The organism is Brachybacterium sp. JB7 (genome assembly GCF_003335205.1).
Classification (GTDB): Bacteria; Actinomycetota; Actinomycetes; order Actinomycetales; family Dermabacteraceae; genus Brachybacterium; species Brachybacterium alimentarium.
The window spans coordinates 342,557-364,081 of sequence record NZ_QPGN01000003.1 but is presented as its reverse complement, the minus strand read 5'-3'; the positions used below and the strand labels follow the sequence as shown (position 1 = coordinate 364,081).

Here is a 21,525-nt window from a genome sequence, read left to right as displayed (position 1 = left end):
CCCATGACCCTGCGCAACGATTCCCTCGAGGCGAGCATCCGCTACGACGGCTCCGCCCGTTCCCTGCAGCTCGTCGCCTCCGCGGCCGACGCCCTGACCGCCTTCGAGGGCCAGGCCTCGGCGGCCGGCGACAGCCACGTGCTCACCGGGCCGCTGTCCACCGCGAACGCCCGCGCGCTGCAGACTGCCTTCCCGGCTCTGCGCCCCCAGAAGATCAGCGGCCACCGCACCTCCGTCGGCACCGGTGACCGCACGGGCCTGGCCACCCCCGGGCAGGCCCGCGCCTTCGCCACCCAGGGTCCCGGCGTCATGCCGGTCCTCGCCCAGCAGTCGATCCGCGAGATGGACCGTCTGGGCCGCAGCGCCCGGTCCGTCATGGACGACGCCGTCTTCGGCCTGGTCGAGGCCGGGTGGGAAAGCGGCTTCGGCGCCGACTGCGACCACATCAAGACCACCGAGGGCATCGACCGCGGTCTCGAGGCCGGCTTCGTGATGTTCACGCTGGATCCGGGCGATCTGGTCGCCGACGTCACCGCCGGAGTCTCCGCGGCCGACGCCGAGGCCCTCCCCTGGGACCAGCTCGAGGACTCCCTGGAGGACCTGAAGAAGCGCTATGTCGGCATGACGCTGGACGTCGGCCACTCCCAGATCGAGGTCACCGAGCAGGACGTCCTCACCGCCGCCGTGAAGTACGGTCGCGCGGTCGTGGAGTCGATGCGCCTGTACCGCCACGTGACGGACAATGCGCAGCACGAGGTCGAGATCGAGTTCGCCGTGGACGAGACGAAGTGGCTGACCACCTTCTTCGAGCACTTCTACCTGGCCTCCGAGCTCAAGCGCCTGGGCGCCTCCTGGTTCAGCTTCGCACCGCGCTATGTCGACGGCTTCGAGAAGGGGCTGGACTTCCTGGGCGACACCGAGGAGCTGCGCCTGAACCTCGAGGCGCACCACGCGATCTCCGAGCAGTTCGGCGGCTACAAGATCTCCCTGCACTCCGGCTCGGACAAGTTCTCGATCTATCCGCTGTGCGTCGAGGCGACCCAGGGCCTGGTGCACCTGAAGACCTCCGGCACCAGCTACCTGTGCGGTGTCGAGGTGGTCGCCGCCCACGATCCGGAGCTGTTCTCCGCCATCTGGGACATCTCCCGTGCCTCGTACGTGAAGGCCCGCGCGAGCTACCAGGTCTCCGCGCACGAGGACCGCACCCCCACCTCGCTCGCCGGGGTGGACCTGCAGGAGCTGATCCGTTCCTCCGATGCGCGTCAGATCCTGCACGTGGGCTACGGCGATTCGCTCAACGGCACCGACGCCGCGGGCGCCTCGATCCACGACCGCTTCCTCGCGGTCGTCACCGAGAACCAGGCCCAGCACAGCGACGTCCTCGCCGCTCACATCGGCCAGCACCTCGCCCCCTTCGCGGCGGCACCGACCGGTCGCTGAGCCAGCCTGTCCGGAGCCCGGTGTGCAGCGTCTTCACTGCACACCGGGCTCCCTGCTCCGGCGTCCGGATTCCGAGCTCCGCGGTCCGGGTCCCGGGTTCCGAGCTCCGGGCTCCGGGCTCCGGGCTCCGCAGCCACCCGTCGAGCTACGGCCGGTCCGTGATGTGATCACGCATCGGCCGCTGCGATGCGCGGGCACGGCGCAGCGGGTGCCAGGATGGAACCTCGGATCTCGAGAGGAGCAGCGCATGCTGGGAGCTATCGTCGGCACGGCCTTCTGGTGGGCGGTGTATCTGGTGGTGTTCCGCCGCGACCGCCGACGGGTGCGCAACGGGGTGCTGCTGCTGATCGCGCTGCACTCGAGCATCTCGACCCTCGCACGCCTGGTCTCGACCGCCCTCCCGCTGGGCGATCTGCTGGTGCTCGCCGGCGGCGGCCTCGCGCTGCTGGGCGTGCTGGTGCTCGGTGTCTTCATGATCTGCAACGGACTGACCATGGTGCGCAAGGAGGGCCGCTCACTGGGCAACCTGCTCTCCGGGCTCGTGGGGATCGCGCTGCTCGCGGCCCCGGTCGCCTCGGCCTCCCTGGTGGTCACCCTGAACCCGATCGGTATCGGCGCCGGAGCCCTGCTCGCCCTGCTCTCGCTGCACATCGGGCTCGCATTCCTGGTCTTCCTGTGCGCCTCGGTCCCCTACCAGCTGTTCCCTCGGCAGCTGGACACCGAAGGGATCATCATCCACGGCTCGGGCCTGATCGACGGGCAGCCCCCGAAGCTCCTGCGCAACCGGCTCGACCGCGGCGTCGCCGAGCGCGAGCGTCTGCTGAGCAAGGGCCTGGACCCGCTGCTGATCCCCTCGGGCGGCCGCGGCGAGGACGAGCCGCGCGCCGAGGGCGAGGCCATGGCCGAGTATCTCCTGGAGGACGCCGGGATGCCGGCGGACCGGGTCCATGCCGAGACCGAGTCCCGCACCACCGAGGAGAACCTGGTCTTCTCCCATCGGATCCTCGATGCCACCGGCCACCAGGCTCCGTACATCGTCACCACCAGTCGCTACCACGCCTTCCGGGCCGCACTGCTGGCCCGGAAGCTCGGCTTCGCCGACGAGGCGATCGGAGGACCGACGGCGTTCTACTTCGTCCCCAGTGCCACGGTGCGCGAATTCCTCGCGATCCTCTCGTACCGCAAGGTCTGGCTCACGGTGCTGTTCCTGCCGTCGATCGCGTTCGTGATCCTGCTGGTGCGCGCGGCCCTCCTCAACGTCTGAGGCACGCGACGCTCACTGCCCGGCATTTCGGCACCTGTCCACGCGGCCCCAGCTGTCCTGCCTCCCGGCTCCCTGCTGTGCTGGGTCCCGGGGCTCACGTCCGCGCGATCACCCCAAGATCGGTGCGCACCCACCAGGCGCCGCTGTCGCGACGCTCCTGCGCCGACGCATAGCGGTACTCGAAGTACCTCACCCGCAGGCCCGTCGGCGGCGCCCCGTCGAAGGGATCGGTGCGCAGGAGCCGACGGATGTCGGGATCGCCGTCCAGCAGCTTGCCCAGCAGCGCCATGAACCAGTCCTCCGCGCCGGGCCGCAGCGCGAGGAACCACATCTGCCAGTCCAACCGCAGGTGGTAGGGCGCGAACTGCCGGGATCGGCGGCGCACGTCCCCCGGTTTGCCCCGGAACTCGTAGGGCCGCCAGGCCTCCTCGTCGGCCGTCTCCGGAGCGGGATCCTGGGTGCCCTCGATGACGACCTCGTACCGCCGCGTCGTCATCGATCCGAAGGCGCCGTAGGCGTTGACGAGGTGGAAGCGGTTGAAGCTCGCGTTCATCAGCTGGTGCGAGGAGAAGAGGTTCAGCAGCGGCTTCCAGCTCAGCACCGCCAGCACGATGCACACGGCGAGGATCAGCAGATGCCACCACAGCGGCGAGTCCGTCGGCCCGGAGCTTCCCAGGCCGCCCCAGCCCCACCCCGGGAACGGGCCGCCGACCAGCCAGCGCAGGAACGAATCGCTGACGGCGGAGAACGCCACCAGGATCGTCAGCCAGTTCAACCACGCGTAGTTCCCGGTCAGGACGAGGAACAGCTGGGAGAGGATCACCAGCGACGCCCCGATGGAGGCGACCGGCTGCGGCAGCAGGATCAGCCAGATCGCGCCGAGCTGCACCGCGTGGCTGCCGAGCACCTCGAGCCGGTGCCACCAGCGCGGCCTGCGGTGGGCGAAGCGGCTGAGCGGACCGGGCATGGGCTGGGTCTGATGGTGATGGTCCATGGCGGTGAGGTCCCGCCAGGCGGAGTCGCCGCGGATCTTGATCATCCCGGCGCCGAACTCGAGGCGCAGCAGCATCCAGCGCAGGAACCACAGCACCAGCAGCGGCGGTGCGACCTCCTGGGAGCCCAGAAAGCCGACGACGGCCCCGCACTCCAACAGCATCGACTCCCATCCGTAGCCGTAGAAGGTGCGGCCGACGGAATGGATGGACAGGTACAGCACCCACATCAGGAGGAACACCGGGATGGTGCTCCAGGCGGGCCCCTGCTGCGGCAGCCCCAGCATCACGCTGACCCCGAGCAGCATCCCCACCAGGCACATCACCCGCAGCAGACGATCGCTGTAGGGCGTCAGTCGCCAGCGGAACAGGGTCGGGCCGCCGCGCCCGGCGGTGCGGGCGAGGTAGTCGGGAGCGGGCAGCAGTCCGCGCTCCCCCAGCAGGGCCGGGAACTGGTTCAGGGTGGACAGGAAGGCGAGCACGAACACGGCGGCGACACCGCGGAGGATCACCTCGCGCGCGATCGTGTAGTCGTGCCCGTCCAGGAACCCGAGCCAGCTGGTCCACTCCATCGCGCTCACCTCCCCGAGTGCGGCGTCCGCCTCCGAGCATGCACCGCCGGGCGCGGCCTGTCACGCCGCGCCCCGGTCAGAAGAGCTGCGGGCCGAGCGCGGTCCACGCCCACCAGGTGCACACAGCGAGGACCACCACGTAGCCGGTGATCCACAGCCAGCCCGGGATCGGCGTCAGCTGGGCCAGCTGGGCGGGGTCGTCGCCCCGGCCGCCGCCGGTGATCACGGCGCCCAGATGCTTCCAGGCCCCGATCAGCAGGAACACGCCGATCACCAGGGTGACCAGGGCGGTCACCGAAGGGCTCCCCCACCACCAGGTCGCGCCGACGGCCAGGGCGGAGAGGAGCACGGCCAGCACCGTGTGCACGGAGCGGGTGAACACGAGCGAGAGCACCAGCACCACCAGGGCAACGAACAGCGCCGTGCTCGCCCAGCCCTGCAGGGCGACCTGGACCAGCACCGCGCCGAGGAGCGCGGGCGCGGGATATCCCGCCCAGGTCGAGGCGATCCGGCCGAACCCGCGCCGCGGCCCCACCGTCACCGCGTGCCCGGACATGTCGCCGCTGACCACGAAACCGGTGAAGCGCCGGCCCATCAGCATCCCGATGATCGCGTGCCCGAGTTCGTGCACGATCGTCACCGCAGGTCGCGCCAGGCGCCACAGCGTCGGGACCGCGACCACCACGAGGGCGGCGGCGAGCGCGAGCAGCACCCACCAGCCGGGGTCCGGCGCGGTCGTGGGCGTGATGCGCTCCCACACCGCCCGGGCGAGATTCTGCAGATCCATGCCGCCATGGTGGCAGGTGCGCCCTCGGGACGCCTGGGAGCCGGTGCGCGGGGCACGGCGAGATCCACGGGATCGCCCGTCCGTCGCCTGCGGCCTGCGCAGCATGCTGCGTGCCAGACTGTGCGGATTCGTCGATGATGACTCGAGAGATCAGGTGGCCTGCACGATGACGGACCTCGACCCTGCCCTCGCCCGCTGGATCACGGCCCCGGCCGAGGATCCCCAGAACCCCCTGCTGCGCACCACCTTCGAGCTCTCCTCGCCGCCGCTGTCCGCGCGCCTGCTGGTGACCGGCCTGGGCGCCTTCCGCGCCTTCGTCGGTGAATCCCCGTTCCGCAGCTCGCGCCTGGACCCGGGACTGACCGACCCGCGCCGCCGGGTGCTGGTCTGCGAGGCGGAGGTCTCCTCGCTGCTCGGCGTGGGCGAGAACGTCCTGGGCATCGCGCTGGGCCGCGGCTTCCACGCCATGGACACCCCGAATGTGTGGCGCTGGGAGCAGGCGCCCTGGCGCGGGCCCGTGCGCGCCTGGGCGCATCTGCGGATCGAGCAGGCCGACGGCACGTCACGGGTGATCAGCACCGACGAGAGCTGGCGGACGGCCCCGGGCCCGGTGCTGCACGACTCGATGTACGAGGGCGAGGTGTTCGAGGGCCGGGAGGATCCGACGGCGTGGCTGCGGGCCGACTTCGACGACTCCGACTGGGAGCCGGTGCTCGTGGACCGGCCGCGGACCGGAGCGCGCCGCACGGCACCGATCCCGGAACCGCGGATGCAGCTGCAGGTCCAGGAGCCGGTCGTGATCCAGGAGGAGATCACCCCGGTCGTGGTCCCCGGCGGTGAGCGGGTGGTGCTCGACATGGGACAGGTGATCGCCGGCTGGTGCCGGTACGAGCTGACGGGGCAGGATCCGCTCGAGTTCACGGCCGTCCACGGCGAGAAGCTGCGCGCGGACGGCAGCGTCGATGCGGACAACGAGCACATCCACGCCGAGCGCTTCCAGGAGGACAGGGTGCGCCTGAGCATCGATGCCCGCTCCTTCGAGCCGCAGTTCAGCTACAAGGGCTTCCGGTACGTGGAGCTCTGGTCCCACCTCGGCTCGTTGCAGGACCTCCAGGTCACCGGCCTTCTGGCCCATGCTGATCTCGAGGTGGCGAGCATGCTGACCAGCAGCGACGAGTACCTCGAGCGCTTCGACGCGGCGATGCGGGCCTCGCTCGCGAACAACATGCACCACGTCCCCACCGACACCCCGATGCATGAGAAGAACGGGTGGACGGGGGACGCGCTGACGGGTCTGCGTGCGATGACGGCGAGCTTCGACATGCGCCGGATGCTGCGCAAGTGGATCGCGAATCAGGTGGACGGTCAGCGGGCCGACGGCTCGCTGTCGGTGATCGCCCCGAACCCCGGCTGGGGCTATGAGGAGCTCTCCCCGGCCCCGGAGTGGACCACGCTGCTGCCGGTGCTGCTGGACGAGCTCGCCAGCGAGTACGGCGAGGTCGATGTGGTGGGCGAGCACGCCCAGGCCGCTGCCGCCTACCTCGCCCATGAGTGGGATCGGCGGGATGAGGACGGTCTGATCAGCGGTGTCCTCGGCGACTACCTGACGCCGGGCAGTCCCGGGCCCGCCCCGGAGGACAAGCGCCTCAGCGGCAGCCTCTTCGTCGCCCAGGGTCTGCGCGCCCTCGCTCATGCCCTCGAGCTGGTCGGCGCCGACGCCGAGACCGACCCGGATGCGGCCGTGGGTGCCGTCGCGAACAACCCCTGGACCACGGAGGGCCCGGCCACCGCAGCACCGTCGGGCGCTCCCGACGCCTCGACCTCGGCAGCGCCCGGTGCTCTGCTCTCCCCCGACCAGCTGCGCGAGCAGGCTGCGACTCTCGAGGAGGCGGTGAACACCGTCTTCCTCGACAGCGAGCGCGGCCGGTACCGTGATCCGGGCGAGGACAGCTATCGCCAGACCAGCAATCTGCTGCCGCTGGCCTTCCACATCGTGCCGGAGGCGCGGGTCGAGGCGGTGGTGGCTCATCTCGTCGCCGACATCGAGGCGCGCGGTGATCACCACGACTGCGGCCACATCGGGGTGCGGCACCTGCTGCCGGTGCTCTCGGAGCACGGGCACGGGGCGCTGGCGATGCGGGTGCTCAGCAACCCCACCGCGCCGGGCTGGAAGGCCTGGTTGGACGCCGGGAACTCGACGTTCATGGAGATGTGGCAGGACCCGCGCTCCTGCTCCCACTACTTCATGGGCACTCCGGCCACCTGGATCCATGAGCACGTGGCCGGTCTGCGGCGCGGTCCCGAGGGTTGGCAGGAGTTCGTCGTCCAGCCCGATCCCGAGGTGTCGGTCGGTCGCATCGACCTGATCCGCGCGACGATCTTCGGAGAGATCCGGTTGGAGGTGGATCGTGGGGCGTCGACCATGACGCTCGCAGTGCCCCCGGGCACTCGCGCCCAGGTGCGGCTCCCGGACGGGGAGCGGACGCTCGATGCCGGGCAGCACACGATCAGGTGGTGAGCCGCAGCAGGTGGTGATCCTCGGGCGACCAGCAGCTGTACGCCGGCCGGCCGGACAGGCGACGCGGACAGACGACGACGCCCGCCGGGCCCGGCATGCAGCCGGACTCGACGGGCGTCGAGGTCTTGACCGGGATCCGCTCAGCGGACCCGTCGGTCGTCAGTGCCGATCAGAGATCGGCCGAGGCGCTCAGATGCCGCGGATGTTCACTGCCTGCATGCCCTTGGGGCCCTGCTCGGTCTCGAACTCCACGCGCTGGTTCTCCTCCAGGTCGCGGCGGCCGGTGCCCTGAATCGCGCTGAAGTGCGCGAAGACGTCGGCGGAGCCGTCCTCGGGGGCGATGAAGCCGTAGCCCTTGTCGGAGTTGAACCAGGTGACGATGCCAGTAGCCATGGCGATATTCCTTCGTTGTCGTGAACCACGTTCGTGGCCCGGGTATCCGTGGCGACGGCGCCGCCCCGGATGGGTCGCACCCCAGGCGTCACGGCGACCGATACGGTCACCGCTGCCCGAAAGGGGTGCATGTGCGGCCTCGAGGGCCGCCTGAGCCGCGGCCAGCGACATGAAGTCGCCGATGCGGCCGAATGAGGGCCCGAAGGCCGTGTGGGCCGGTGCGTCAGCAGCAGGGCTGACGACATGACCGGCGAACTCCCCGGCGAGCGTGGCGACATGGACGTCGTCATCGGCTCGGAGCCAGGAGAGGGTGGGGTGCGCTGCAACGGCCAGGGATGCGGCCATCGGCGCGGACGAGAGGGGTGACGTCGCAACGTCGTCAAGCGTGGGCAGTGCGGAGGCGGTGATGAATACTCAGTTTCGTAGGTGGTTCTGCGCGACCGTCGTCGGTCGCCTCCGAAAGAGGCATCCAGCGCCGTGCGGCCCTCCGCCCCAGCACCCGTGCTCCACCACCCGAGGGTGTGGCGCGTGCTGTCCCGCCGGAGCGGAATCGTGCGAACGACTACGAGGAGACTACGGCATGCCGGGGATGCTCCGCTCCCCGATGTGACCCACCCTACGGGCGGCACGACGTCCCGACCCCTGGCGGCACCCTCTTTCACGGCACTGGCCTGCACAGTCAGTGTCGCGCGCACCATGCGATCCGCGCCCTCGGGGCACGACGACCGCTCGGTCCGTCGACCGGGTGCTCGCCGGACGGCGCTCATTCCTCCCAGCCCACCTCACCGGCGTCCTTGTCCGCTCGCCATCCCCTCCAGACCGGATGACGCAGCCGGCCGTCCTCGGTGCGCTCGGTGTACTGCACCTCGCCGACGAGGTCCGCGCGCACCCACTCGGCGTCCCGACGATCCGCAGCGGGGATGTCCGGGACCGGCGGGGTCTTCCGGGTCCGGGAGCGCAGCGTGCTCGCGATCTGCTCGAGGTCGTGATCGGTGAATCCGGTGCCGACCCGGCCGGCGTAGCTCAAGGTCCCCTCCGCATCCGGCACGGCCAGCAGCAACGATCCGATGCTGCCCGAACGCTCACCCTTTCCATGACGCCAGCCGACGACCACCACCTCCTGGTGCCGCGCGTTCTTGATCTTGATCCAGGTGCGCGATCGTCTGCCTGGCTGGTACACGCTCGCTTCCTTCTTCGCCATGACCCCTTCGAGCTGCAGCCGCTGGGACAGCTCGATCGCATGCTCGACATCGCCGTGATCAGCATGGGGCAGCTGCACGTGCTCGGAGGGCTCGACCGTCTCGAACAGGGCGTCGCGACGCTCGCGGTACGGGCGGCGCAGCAGCGATTCGCCTCCCCGGACCAGCAGGTCGAAGAGCATCACGTGCACCTCCACGTCCTGGCGGACCCGTTCGACGTCCCGCTCGCGGGTGAGGCCCAGCCGCTGCTGGAGCCTGGAGAAGGACGGCCGGTCCTTGCTGTCCAGAGCGACCACCTCACCATCGAGCACGGTCTCGCCCGCGTCGAGCACGTCGGCGTCGACGGCCGCCGACAGCTCGGCGAGCTCGGGGAAGGTGGCCGTGATGTCCTTGCCTCCGCGGCTGGTCAGGCGCAGGCCGTCGCGGGTGAGGGTGGCGATGACGCGCATCCCGTCCCACTTCATCTCGAAGGCCCACTCCTCCTCGTCGCGGATGTCCTCCCGGCTGCCGAGGGTGGCGAGCATCGGGGAGATCGGCTCCTCCGTCCCCGGCGTGCCGGAGCCGGAGGCCGAGGCGCCGGGGCGGGACGACGTGCCTCTCCGGCCGGAGGATCCGCGCCCATCGGGGCCGGAGGGGCGGCCGCTGCCGCCCGATGCCGGACGGCCGCCCGTCGGCTCATCGGCGCCCGGCTGCTCCTTCATCAGGTGCAGCAGCCAGTTGGCCTGGGCCTTCTCCTTCGCCGCGGAGGTCTTCGCCCTCCCCATCCCGCCGCTGTGGATGAAGGCGAACCGTCGCGGCACGCCGCCCAGGCCCCCGTCGTCCCGCCCGTGGCAGACGGCGATCACCTCCTTGCCCTCCCGCCACTTCTCGACCTCGATGGTGCCGGTGTCCCAGAGGATCACGTCCCCGCCGCCGTACTCGTCCTGCGGAATGGTTCCCTCGAAGGTCCCGTACTCGAGCGGGTGGTCCTCCGTCTGCACGGCGAGGCGGTTGACGTCGACGTCGAGCGGCGGACCCTTGGGCACGGCCCAGGAGACGAGCACACCGGCGTGCTCGAGGCGGAAGTCCCAGTGGAGGCTGGAGGCGTGATGCTCCTGGATGACGAACATGGGGGCCGCGTCGTCCAGCGCGCGCTGCGCCGCCTCGGCGCCGACGTCGGGCTCCGGCACCGGCTCGGGGGTCTTCCCGGGATCGCGTTTGGAGCGGTAGACCTCGAGCCGGTCCCGAGCCCGCTCCGCCGACGGGCCGGGCTCGGCGGTGGCCCCTGCACCTGTCTCGGCGCCGAGCGGCGCCAGCGGGTCCGTGCCCTCGTCGATCCGGTCGAGCACCTCGGTGAACTCGAGCTGGGCGAGGTCCGAGCTCTCGATCTCCTCCCAGCTACGCGGGGCGGCGACCGTGGGCCGCAGCCGTCCGCGCAGCGAGTACGGAGCCACGGTGGTCTTGTGCCCGTTGTTCTGGGACCAGTCGACGAGCACCTTGCCCGTCCGCTGCGTCTTCTTCTGGGTGCTGACCACGTCGTCCGGATGGTCGGCCTCGAGCGCGCGGGCGAGTTCGTGGGCGACCTGGTCGACCTCGTCGGCGGTGCTGGCGCCGTCCAGCGGCGCGTAGAGATGGATGCCCTGGGAGCCGGAGGTCACCGGATACGCCTCCAGGTCCATGTCGGTGAGGATCTCGCGGCACCACTGCGCGACCTCCGCGCACTGCGGCAGTCCGGCGCCCTCGCCGGGATCGAGGTCCAGCACCAGTCGATCGGGGTTCACCGGCTCGAGGTCCCCATCGACCCGCCACTGCGGGGTGTGGATCTCGAGCGCCGCGAGCTGGGCGAGCCAGACCAGCACGGCGGTCTCGTCGACCAAGGGGTAGGTCGAGGTCCCCTCGCGATGCTCCAGGTCCACCCGCGGCACCCAGTCCGGCGCGAAGTCCTCGAGGTCCTTGCGGAAGAACACCTTGCCGGGATGCTCCGTCGTGCCCACGCCGTCGACCCATCGTTTCCGGGTGGCCGCACGGCGCGTGATCTGCGGGATCATCACCGGCGCAACGCGGCGGTAGTAGTCGATCACCTCGCCCTTGGTGGTGCCGGTCGAGGGGTAGAAGACCTTGTCGAGGTTCGACAGCTTCAGCGTGCGCCCGTCGATCTCGACCTTCTGCTCATCGGTAGCCATGGAGATACTGTGCCCCCGAACACACGATCCGTCACGGGGACGGTGCAGGCACGGCCTACCGATCGTTCCTGGCATGTGCCGTGAGTCCGTGATGTCATGAGGCATGCGTGCGATATGGAGCGGTGAGATCACGTTCGGGCTCGTCAACGTCCCGGTGAAGCTGTACGGCGCGACGCGCTCCCACGACATCTCCTTCCACCAGGTCCACGACGAGGACCACGGCCGCATCCGCTACGAGCGACGCTGCGAGGTGTGCGGGCGAGAGATCGACTACGAGCACATCGACAAGGCCTACGACGACGGCGACAAGACGGTGGTCCTCACGGACGAGGAGCTCGACGCCCTGCCCGCGGAGGAGAGCGACGAGATCGACGTGGTGCAGTTCGTGCCGTCGGACCAGGTGGACCCGATCCTGCTGGGCACCTCGTACTTCCTCGAGCCGGTGGGTCGCTCGGCGAAGGCCTACGTGCTGCTGCGGCGCACCCTCGAGAAGACCGAGCGCACGGCGATCGTGACCTTCACGCTGCGCACGAAGACCCGGCTCGGGGTGCTGCGGATCCATGAGGACCTGCTGGCTCTGCAGACGCTGCGCTGGCCCACCGACCTCAAGGAGGTGGACTTCGCCCCCTCGAAGTCGAAGATCTCTGCCAAGGAGATGGAGATGTCCTCCGCACTCGTGGAGCAGTTCAGCGGCGACTTCGACCCCGAGCAGTTCTCCGACGAGTACCAGGCGCAGCTGCGCGAGCTGGTCGACGCCAAGCTCGAGGAGGGGGAATCCGTCGACACCGACGAGACCTTCGGCAAGGAGCGCTCGCAGGAGGGATCCGACGAAGGCGGCAAGGTCATCAGCCTGATGGACGCGCTCGAACGCAGCGTGCAGAAGCGCAGAGGCGATACGTCGAAGTCCGGCGGCTCGACGACGAAGTCCGACGGGTCGACCAAGAAGTCCGGCCCCACGAAGAAGTCCGACGGCTCGACGAAGGCGTCGGACTCCTCGAAGAAGTCCGGAGGCACGTCGAAGAGATCCGGCGGAGCAACGAAGTCCGGCTCGTCCACGAAGAAGACCGGGACCGCGAAGAAGACCGGCACCGCGAAGAAATCCGGCAAGAAGTCCGCCTGAGCCTCCTGTCGGGGCCCTCGAGTAGCGTGACGCAGGTGAGTGAGTCACCGAGCGATCAGCGACAGGGCGATCAGCCCACGGCCATCGAGGTGCGCGGCGCCCGCGTGCACAACCTCCGCGATCTCGACGTCGACGTGCCCCTGCACGCGGTGGTCGGCATCGCCGGGGTCTCCGGCTCCGGGAAGTCCTCGCTCGCGATGGGCGTGCTGTATGCCGAAGGGTCGCGTCGTTATCTCGAGGCGCTGTCCACCTACACGCGTCGCCGCATGTCGCAGGCCCCGCGGGCGGACGTCGACGAGGTCACCCATGTGCCCGCGGCCCTCGCGCTGCGTCAGCGGCCGGGGGTGCCCGGGGTGCGCTCCACGTTCGGCACCTCGACCGAGCTGCTGAACGTGGTGCGGCTGATCTTCTCGCGCCTGGCCTCCCACGTGTGCCCGAACGGCCACCGCCTCGACCCGACGATCGACGTCGCCGCGGAGGTGCCGATCTCCTGCCCCGAGTGCGGGGAGCAGGTGAGCCCGCCCGGCGCGGAGCAGCTGGCCTTCAACGCCGAGGGCGCCTGCCCGCGCTGCACCGGCACCGGCGTGATCCGCACGGTCGACGATTCCTCCCTGGTGCCCGACCCGACGAAGACCCTCGACGGGGGCGCCGTGGTGCCCTGGTCGATGTTCGGCTTCAACGTGCAGCCGGACATCGCGCGCGAGTTCGGAGTGCGCACCGACGTGCCCTGGCAGGAGCTCGAGGACTGGGAGCGGGAGGTGGTGCTCGACGGTCCCGAGGAGAAGAAGCACATCGCGGTCACCAGCAGGAAGGGCCTGCACGAACTAGATTTCACCTTCCGCAACGCTCGCCTGACCGTCACCGAGGAGCTCAAGCGCGCGGACACCGAGAAGCGGCTGTCCCGCGTGTCCCGATTCCTCACCGAGGGCACCTGTCCCGACTGCCGCGGCACGCGCCTCCGCCCGTCGGCCCTCCTCCCCCGCGTCGCCGGGATCGATCTGGCCGAGGCCTCGGCGAAGACGCTCGATGAGCTGATCGCCTGGGCTCCCACCGTCATCGACCCGCTGCCGGCGGAGATGCGGTCGATGGCGCGAGCGCTCGTGGCGACGCTGCAGTCCATGGCGGACCGTCTGGTGCAGCTCGGGCTGGGCTACCTCGCCCTGGACCGTGCTGGCTCCTCGCTCTCCACCGGCGAGCTCCAGCGGGTCCAGCTCGCGCGGGCGGTGCGCAACCGCACCACGGGCGTCCTGTACGTGCTCGACGAGCCCAGCATCGGCCTGCATCCCTCGAACATCGACGGTCTCCTCGCCCTGGTCGGCGATCTGCTGGCCGATGGGAACTCCGTGGTGCTCGTCGACCACGATGCGCAGGTGCTGCGCGCCGTGGACCATCTGATCGAGATCGGCCCCGGATCGGGGCGCGACGGCGGCACGGTGATCGCCTCCGGGACGGTCTCGGAGATCGAGGCCTCGAAGGACTCCCAGCTGGGCGGCTTCCTCGACGGCCGGGAACCGGTGGTCGTGCGCGAGCAGCCCGCGAGCGACGTCTTCGCACCGGGCTGCCTGCGCCTGCGCACCGCCGAGGTGCACACGGTGCACGCGCTCGAGGTGGAGATCCCGCGCGGACGCTTCACCGCCGTCACGGGCGTCTCGGGCTCCGGCAAGACGACCATGGTGCTCGAATCCCTGGTGCCGGCGCTGCGGGCACGGCTCGACGGCGCCACGCTGCCGGCCCACGTCGTGGACCTCGAGGACGAGGGGATCCGGCGGGTGCACCAGATCGATGCCACTCCGATCGGGGTGAACGTCCGCTCGACGGTGGCCACGTACAGCGGGGTGCAGGACGACCTGCGCCGGGCGTTCGCTCGGACCGACGCGGCCCATCAGCGGGGCCTGAAGCTCGGCGACTTCTCCTACAACACCGGGTCCCTGCGGTGCCCGCGCTGTGAGGGCACCGGACGGGTCTCGCTGGACGTGCAGTTCCTGCCGGACATCGACATCGACTGCCCGGACTGCGGCGGGCACCGTTACGGCCCGGAGGCCGACGACATCCTGCGCCCGCGCGCCGACTCCGCCGTCGGGATCTCCCTGCCGCATCTGATGTCGCTCACGGCGAGCGAGGCGATCGAGGCCGTCGGCGACATCGCCTCGGTGCGCAAGAAGCTGCAGGCGCTGATCGATCTCGGTCTCGGCTACCTCACGCTCGGCGAGGACACCCCGGCGCTCTCGGGCGGCGAGGCCCAGCGCCTCAAGCTCGCCGGGCAGATCGACCGCCGTCAGGACGATGCGCTCTTCGTGTTCGACGAGCCGAGCGTCGGCCTGCACCCGCGGGACGTGCGCACCCTGCTGTCGGTCCTGGATCGTCTGGTCTCACGCGGCGCGACCGTCGTGGTCATCGAGCACGACCTGGACATGATCGCCAACGCCGACCACGTGATCGACATGGGCCCCGGGGGCGGCGAGGACGGCGGGCGGATCGTGGCCACCGGCACCCCGGTGGAGGTCGCCGCCGTCGAGGCCTCGGCCACCGGCCGGTATCTGCGCGGCCACCTGCACGGGCAGCCGTGAGCCCCGCGCCTTCCGGGACGCCGCCGCGGTGACCGGGCTGTGGCATGGCGACCGGGCGATGCCGAGCCGTCTCGCCCGAGGGAACTGTCTCGGACGGCCTGGCATTGACAGGGACCGTGCGGGCTCAGCCCTCCGCGACCCCGCCTCCCGACGACGCGGCTCGCAGGCGCTCCCACGCCAGAGTGGCCAGCAGAAGAGCCTGGTCCGCGAGCACCGAATCGTCGAAGCGGGCCTGCGGCGAGTGGTTCGAGGCGGGCATGTCCGCCGGATCGAAGTCCTTCGCGGCGCCGACGAAGCCGTAGGCGCCGGGGACCTCCGCGAGCACGCGGGAGAAGTCCTCGGAACCGGTGCGCGGATTCTCCAGCTCCTGGTAGCGGTCCTCGCCGAAGAGGTCACTGGCCGTCTGCGCGAAGGTCTCCGCCTCGACGGCGTCGTTGATCGTGGCGGGCAGCACGTTGCGCATGGTCGCGCGCACCGTGAGCCCGTGGGCGCGGCCGATGTCGGTGACGAAGCGGGGCAGCTCGTCGACCAGCTGCAGGGTGACCGCCGTGCTGAAGGAGCGCACCCCGGCTCGGAAGTGCGTCTGGTCGGGGATGATGTTCGGAGCGCTGCCGGCATGGATCTCGCCGACGGTGAGCACCACCGGATCGAAGGCGCTGTAGCGGCGCGTGACGTGCGCATACAGCGCAGAGATCATCTCGGCGGTCGCGGGCACCGGATCCAGCGCCTCATGGGGGCGCGAGCCATGCCCTCCTCGGCCCACCACACGCACGTCGAGCACGGAGTACGCAGCCATCAGGGTGCCGGGGCGGCCGGTGACGAGTCCGGTGCGCACGTCGGCGGAGACGTGCACGCCGTAGGCCGCGATCGGCCGTTCGCCGGCCGCATCGAGCACGCCCTCGCGCAGCATCACGCCGGCGCCGTCGTACCCCTCCTCGCCGGGCTGGAACATGAAGATCACCGATCCGGGGAGCTCCTCCTGTCGCGCGGCGAGCAGCCGAGCCGCACCCACCAGGCCGGCCACATGGAGGTCGTGGCCGCAGGCGTGCATGGCGCCGTTGGTCGAGGCGTAGGGCAGTCCGGTGTCCTCCACGAGCGGGAGCCCGTCCATGTCTCCACGCAGCAGCACCACCGGGCCGGGACGGCCGCCCCGCAGCACGGCGACCACCGAGCTGGTCTCGGTGCCGAGCGTGATCTCGAGGTCGAGACCGGCGAGCGCCTCGAGCACGAGCTGCTGCGTCATCGGCAGCTGGAGGCCGATCTCGGGCGCCGCGTGCAGTCGCCGACGCAGCGCGATCAGGTCGTCGAGGAAGCTGTCGTCACCGGGGGCGAGCTCGGTCATGGGAGGGTCCTTCCACTCGGGCAGGGGATGCTCCATCCTGTCCCGTTCGCCCTTCTCCTGCCACCGCATCCCGCCGAGCGCCCTTCAGACGCCGACGACGACCACCCAGAGGACTGATCACCATGCATGCACGCACCCTCATCATCACCGGCGCCTCCGACGGCATCGGCGCCGCCGCCGCCCGACAGCTCGCGGGTCAGGGGGACCGCCTGCTCCTGGTGGGCCGGTCCCCCGAGAAGACCGCGGCAGTCGCGCGCGAGGTCGACGCCGAGCACTTCGTCGCCGATTTCGCTCGCCTGGAGGACGTGCGCCGTCTCGCGGACGAGCTCTCGGAGGCCACCGGCGAGCACGGCATCGACGTGCTCGCCCACAACGCGGGCGGGATCTTCGGAGACCGCACTCCCACCGTCGACGGCTTCGAGAAGACGTTCCAGGTCAACCATCTCGCGCCGTTCCTGCTCACCCATCTCCTGCTGCCGCGCCTGCTCCCCGGGGGCGCGTCCGTCGTGACCACCTCGAGCGTGGCGCACCGACTGTTCGCGCACCTCGATCTCGAGGACCTGGACAACACTCGGCGCTACTCGCCCCGCAAGGCCTACGGGGACGCGAAGCTCGCGAACGTGCTGTTCACCCGGAGCCTGCACGAGAAGTTCCACGCCGACGGGATCTCGGCGGTCGCCTTCCACCCCGGGCTGGTGCGCACCAGCTTCTCCGCCTCGTCCGCCAGCTGGATGCGCTGGCTCTACCACTCGCCGCTGGCGCGCCTCCTGCCGATGATCAGCCCCGAGCAGGGAGGGGCGATCCTGGCCTGGTTCCTCACCGGGACCCCGGGCTCCACCTGGACGTCCGGTCGCTACTACGACCAGGACCGGCCCACCGGGCGCATGAATCCGCAGGCGGACGACCTCGCGCTCGCCGAGGCCCTGTGGCAGCGCAGCGCGGAGCTGGTGGGCCTGCAGAGCGCCGGCTGAGCACCGCCGGCGGACCACCCCGCCCCACGCATCTCCCTCAGATTAGGCTTGCCTTCTCAGAGCCGACCCCGGTCTCGCCCCCTCGACCTCCTCGTCGCTCCTCGTCCCGAAGGCCACATGCCGTTCTTGCCCACCAGCGCTTCCCTGCTCCGGCGTGCCGTGCGCCGTCGCCTGGGCTTCGTGATCCCCGGACTGCTGCTGATGTCCACCTGGCAGCTCTGCGAGGCGATCGTGCCGATCTCCATCGGCCTCATCGTCGACCACGCGATCGTGCCCCGGGACCGCATCGCCCTGCTGATCTCGATCCTTGCGCTGCTGGCGCTGTTCGCCGTGCTGTCCTTCGCCTACCGCTTCGGGGCGCGGCGGATGAACACCGCACAGCAGCTCGAGGCCCACGACCTGCGGGTCGAGGTCGCGCAGCATGCCCTGCTCACGCGCGGTGCGCTCACGGGCCGTCGCCCCGGCGCGGTGCTCTCGCTCTCCTCGGCGGATGCCGACGTCACCGCGATGCTCTTCCGACAGATCGCGTCGGGCGGCTCCGCACTGATCGGCATCGCCGGCGCCTCTGCCTACCTGCTGTGGGCAGACCCCCTGGTGGGGCTCGTCGTGATGCTCGGCGTGCCGCTGGCCCTCCTGCTCGTCGCCGGCCCCTCCCGTGTGATCTCCCGGCGCAGCGGTGACCAGCAGGCGGCTGTCGCCGAGGCGGGAGCCGTCGCGAGCGACACCATGGGCGGGCTGCGGATCCTCAAGGCCGTCGGCGGCGAACGCTGGGCCTCGCAGCGCTATCAGCGCGCGTCCGCCGGGGCGGCGCGGGCGGGCATCCGCACCGCCGACGTCTCCGGCCGGGTCTCGGCGCTCGGCGTGCTCAGCGTGGGCCTGATCCTCGCGGGCGTCGTGCTGGTGGCGGGCTGGCGGGTCACCACCGGAGATCTCAGCGTGGGGCAGCTGGTCTCGGTGATCGGGGTCGCCGTCTTCTTCTCCGAGCCCATCCAGACGCTCACCATGACGATGACCGTCTTCGCCCGCTCCCACGGCGCGGCCGGGAAGATCGCGGAGTTCCTCCGCGGCGGCGAGCAGGAGGATCCGACAGGCCCGATGCCGTCTGACGCGACGGTCCTCCTCGACGCCCTGGACCTCGGCCTGGAGGCTCCCCTCGACCTGCGGATCGACGCCGGCTCGCTGTGCGTCCTGGACGCCGCGGATCCCGTGGTAGCCGGCCGCCTTGCCCGGGCCCTCGCAGGTGGCGCGGGCAGCGAGCACGTCCTCGTCGGCGGCATCGCCCGCAGCGCCGTCGCGCGCCCCCGGGCGGGCACGATCATCAGCGCCCCGCATGCGGCGGACCTCTTCGCCGGCACCCTCCGCTCGAACATCACGATGCTCCACGACAGCGAGACCCCGGTGCCCGAGTCGGTGCTCTCCGCCTCGGCCACCGACGAGGTGCTCGGCGTGGTCACCGGCGGCCTGGACCACGAGGTGCGCGAGGCCGGCAGCAACCTCTCCGGCGGGCAGCGCCAGCGGATCGCCCTGGCCCGGGCGCTGTACGCCGACCCCGAGGTGCTCGTGCTCGAGGACCCCACCAGCGCCGTCGACTCGGTCACCGAGTGGCAGATCGCCCGTGGCGTGCAACGGGAGCGCATTGGACGCACCACGATCGTGCTGACCTCCTCCCCCGCCTTCCGCGCGCTGGCCGACGACGTCCACGAGATCCCCGGTGCTCCGGTGGCGACCGCGCACGCCCCGGCCCTTCCCCACGACTCCGCCGGGGGCACCCGATGATCCTGCCCACCGCCTCCGGGCGACGCGTCCTCGCCACGCTGCGCCCCCTGCTCACCGGTCACGTGGGCCTGCTGCTCCTGATCGCCGTCGCCGGGCTGGTGACCGCCTTGGCCGGGCTCGTCGGCCCGTGGGTGGTCGGCGGCCTCGTCGACGAGCTGCGCGTGCGCACCTCGATGCGGCCCGTGCTCGAGGGCGCCGGATGGATCCTCGCCGCGGGTCTCGTCGGCGCTCTGGGCACGTGGCTGGGTCGCTTCTGGATGGGGGCCCTCGCCGAACCGACCGTCGCCTCCCTGCGCGAGGACGTGCTCGACGCCGCCCTCGCGGTGGACTCCTCCGTCGTCGAGGGCGGGGGCCGCGGCGACCTGGTCTCCCGGGTCGCCGAGGATTCCCGGGTGGTCACCGAGGCCGCCTCGGTGATCCTGCCGATGTTCCTGCAGTCGCTGTTCGTGGTGGTGGTCTCCGCTGCGGGCATGACCGCCGTCGACTGGCGGCTGGGGCTCGTCGGCCTCCTCGCCGTGCCGATGTACGCCCTGACGCTGCGCTGGTACCTGCCGCGCTCCGGGCCGATCTACGCCCGTGAGCGCATCGCCTTCGGGGTGCGCTCCCAGCGGATGCTCGGCGGCATCGGCGGCGCCGCGACGCTGCGCGCCTACGAGCGGGAGCACATCGAGCTGGCACGGATCGACAGCGCCTCGGCCGACGCCCGCACCCTGTCGATCGACGTGTTCCGCTTCCTCACCCGCGCGTTCTCCCGCAACAACCGGGCCGAGGCGGTGGTCCTCGCGGCGCTGCTGGTGGCAGGGTTCCTCCTGGTCGAGGCCGACGGTCTGACGGCGGGTGGGGTCGCGACGGCCGCGCTGCTGTTCCACCGCCTGTTCAACCCGATCGGTGCCCTGGTGGGGATGTTCGACGAGATCCAGTCCGCCGGCGCCTCGCTCTCGCGGATGGTGGGCGTGATCGACCTGCCCGCGAGGCCCGCACGACGTGCACTCGCCGCGCAGCCGAAGGCCGTCTCGGACAACGGGCCGAAGGATGTGCCGGGTGACGTTCCGGATGGCGCGCCGGATGACCGCGCCCTCGTGCTCACCGGCGTCGGCCACGCCTACGAGCAGGACCATCCCGTGCTCTCCGCCGTGGACCTGCGCATCGCCCCGGGCGAGGTCGTCGCGGTCGTCGGCGCGACCGGCGCCGGCAAGTCCACGCTCGCGCAGATCGTGGCCGGCACCGTCCCTCCCACCGACGGCACGGTGCGCCTGGGTTCGACGATCGTGCGCGACCTGCCCCCGGACGAGCTGCGCGCTCGGATCTCGATGGTCAGCCAGGAGGTGCACGTCTTCAGCGGCTCGATCGCCGAGAACGTGCGTGTTCCCCGCCCGGAGGCGCCCGATGACGACGTCCTCGCCGCGCTGACGGCCGTCGGCGCGCACTGCTGGATGCGCACTCTGCCCGAGGGCGTGGAGACCGTGGTGGGCGATGGCGGGCACTCGCTCACGGCGATGCAGGAGCAGATGCTGGCGCTCGCGCGCATCGTCCTGGCCGATCCGGAATTCGTGATCCTCGACGAGGCCACCGCCGAGGCCGGCTCCTCGGGCGCGCGCGATCTGGAGACGGCGGCGGGGGCGGTGCTCACCGGCCGCGGCGGCCTGGTGGTCGCCCACCGGCTCTCCCAAGCCGTCACCGCCGACCGGGTGCTGGTGATGGCGCACGGCCGCGTCGTGGACTCCGGGACCCATGAGGAGCTCAGCCGGGGAGACGGGCTCTACGCGACGCTCTGGGAGGCGTGGACCGCGCGCTGAGCGCCCGCCGCTCGGACGAGGTGGAGGTGTCCCGCGGGACCAGGCAGGATGGGGGCTCCGCACACTCCCCCGATCTGCATCAGGAGCCCTCATGAGCGCTGTCGTCGTCACCGCCGTCTTCTATCCCAAGCCCGGCCGGAAGCAGGAACTCGCCGACGCCATGCAGCGCGGCATCGCCGCCGTGCACACCGAGGAGGGCTGCGAGCTGTACTCGATCCACGACGCCGAGGACGGCACGATCACCATGATCGAGAAGTGGTCCTCCGTCGAGGCGCTGGACACCCACGGGGACAGCGATCAGGTGAACATCTTCCGTGCCGACATCGCCGACCTGGTCGAGAAGCCGGCCGTGGTCACCCGCATGACCCCGATCCCCGCCGGCACGGAGGCCCAGGGGCTGCTCTGAGCGGACGGCTCACCGCAGAGGCGGCCGACGGGGACCCTCCCGTCGGCCGCCTCCGTCGTCCTGGCGCCCCCGCCCAGTCCACTCGCCCCACCCGGTCGCGCGGCTCGGTCGCCCCACCCGGTCGCGCGACTCCGTCCGCGCTTCTCGCACGCACCCGCACCTCAAAGTGTACTCATCGCGTGATACGGTCCGTACCATTCAACTGATACGGATCGAGGTT

The 21,525-nt window shown here is 71.0% G+C and carries 14 protein-coding genes; 9 read left to right on the top strand and 5 right to left on the bottom strand.

The window, feature by feature from the left end; genetic code table 11:
• The first annotated feature begins 3 nt into the window (after positions 1-3).
• Together CIK81_RS06110 and CIK81_RS06105 are read left to right on the top strand one after the other, a co-directional pair.
• Positions 4-1,440, top strand: coding sequence for a tagaturonate epimerase family protein (locus CIK81_RS06110; RefSeq protein WP_096163796.1), 1,437 nt, complete (start codon positions 4-6; stop codon positions 1,438-1,440).
• A 247-nt stretch (positions 1,441-1,687) separates the two neighbouring features.
• Complete coding sequence (locus CIK81_RS06105; RefSeq protein ID WP_096196680.1) at positions 1,688-2,704, top strand: YdcF family protein; 1,017 nt, start codon at positions 1,688-1,690, stop codon at positions 2,702-2,704.
• A 94-nt stretch (positions 2,705-2,798) separates the two neighbouring features.
• Here CIK81_RS06105 and CIK81_RS06100 read toward each other — a convergent pair whose 3' ends face one another.
• Both CIK81_RS06100 and CIK81_RS06095 read right to left on the bottom strand, forming a co-directional pair.
• The gene (locus CIK81_RS06100; protein WP_096163794.1) at positions 2,799-4,268 is read right to left on the bottom strand and encodes a lipase maturation factor family protein; all 1,470 of its coding nucleotides are present in this window, start codon (positions 4,266-4,268) and stop codon (positions 2,799-2,801) included.
• 76 nt (positions 4,269-4,344) lie between these two features.
• Positions 4,345-5,055, bottom strand: a complete 711-nt coding sequence (locus CIK81_RS06095) for a M50 family metallopeptidase (RefSeq protein ID WP_096163793.1) — start codon at positions 5,053-5,055, stop codon at positions 4,345-4,347.
• Positions 5,056-5,221: 166 nt separating this feature from the next.
• Between CIK81_RS06095 and CIK81_RS06090 the strand changes: the two genes are divergently transcribed.
• Positions 5,222-7,573 (top strand): family 78 glycoside hydrolase catalytic domain, encoded by a 2,352-nt coding sequence (locus CIK81_RS06090; protein WP_158541940.1) that lies wholly within the window; start codon positions 5,222-5,224, stop codon positions 7,571-7,573.
• A 189-nt stretch (positions 7,574-7,762) separates the two neighbouring features.
• Here the strand turns inward: CIK81_RS06090 and CIK81_RS06085 are convergent, their stop codons facing one another.
• Together CIK81_RS06085 and CIK81_RS06080 are read right to left on the bottom strand one after the other, a co-directional pair.
• Positions 7,763-7,966, bottom strand: a complete 204-nt coding sequence (locus tag CIK81_RS06085; RefSeq protein WP_096163791.1) for a cold-shock protein — start codon at positions 7,964-7,966, stop codon at positions 7,763-7,765.
• Between the two features lie 763 nt (positions 7,967-8,729).
• Complete coding sequence (locus tag CIK81_RS06080) at positions 8,730-11,327, bottom strand: ATP-dependent DNA ligase (RefSeq protein WP_114355524.1); 2,598 nt, start codon at positions 11,325-11,327, stop codon at positions 8,730-8,732.
• Positions 11,328-11,430: 103 nt separating this feature from the next.
• Here CIK81_RS06080 and CIK81_RS06075 point away from each other — a divergent pair, with 103 nt between their 5' ends.
• Together CIK81_RS06075 and CIK81_RS06070 are read left to right on the top strand one after the other, a co-directional pair.
• The gene (locus CIK81_RS06075) at positions 11,431-12,447 is read left to right on the top strand and encodes a Ku protein (protein ID WP_096163789.1); all 1,017 of its coding nucleotides are present in this window, start codon (positions 11,431-11,433) and stop codon (positions 12,445-12,447) included.
• 35 nt (positions 12,448-12,482) lie between these two features.
• Positions 12,483-15,014 (top strand): excinuclease ABC subunit UvrA, encoded by a 2,532-nt coding sequence (locus CIK81_RS06070; protein ID WP_114305081.1) that lies wholly within the window; start codon positions 12,483-12,485, stop codon positions 15,012-15,014.
• Between the two features lie 124 nt (positions 15,015-15,138).
• On the opposite strand, the gene CIK81_RS06065 is transcribed toward CIK81_RS06070, so the two are convergent.
• On the bottom strand, positions 15,139-16,356 hold the full coding sequence (locus CIK81_RS06065) for a M20 family metallopeptidase (RefSeq protein WP_096164206.1): 1,218 nt from the start codon (positions 16,354-16,356) through the stop codon (positions 15,139-15,141).
• Between the two features lie 122 nt (positions 16,357-16,478).
• On the opposite strand from CIK81_RS06065, the gene CIK81_RS06060 reads away from it, so the two are divergent.
• From CIK81_RS06060 to CIK81_RS06045, 4 genes are all read left to right on the top strand, one after another.
• On the top strand, positions 16,479-17,327 hold the full coding sequence (locus CIK81_RS06060; protein ID WP_096163788.1) for an SDR family NAD(P)-dependent oxidoreductase: 849 nt from the start codon (positions 16,479-16,481) through the stop codon (positions 17,325-17,327).
• A gap of 117 nt (positions 17,328-17,444) precedes the next feature.
• The gene (locus CIK81_RS06055; protein WP_199586300.1) at positions 17,445-19,103 is read left to right on the top strand and encodes an ABC transporter ATP-binding protein; all 1,659 of its coding nucleotides are present in this window, start codon (positions 17,445-17,447) and stop codon (positions 19,101-19,103) included.
• Positions 19,100-20,899: an ABC transporter ATP-binding protein gene (locus CIK81_RS06050; RefSeq protein WP_114355523.1), complete on the top strand. Its 1,800-nt coding sequence runs from the start codon at positions 19,100-19,102 to the stop codon at positions 20,897-20,899. The genes CIK81_RS06055 and CIK81_RS06050 overlap by 4 nt, the downstream gene beginning before the upstream one ends.
• A gap of 91 nt (positions 20,900-20,990) precedes the next feature.
• A complete protein-coding gene (locus tag CIK81_RS06045; RefSeq protein WP_096163786.1) occupies positions 20,991-21,305 on the top strand; it encodes a putative quinol monooxygenase in 315 nt (104 codons plus the stop codon).
• The last annotated feature ends 220 nt before the right edge of the window (positions 21,306-21,525 follow it).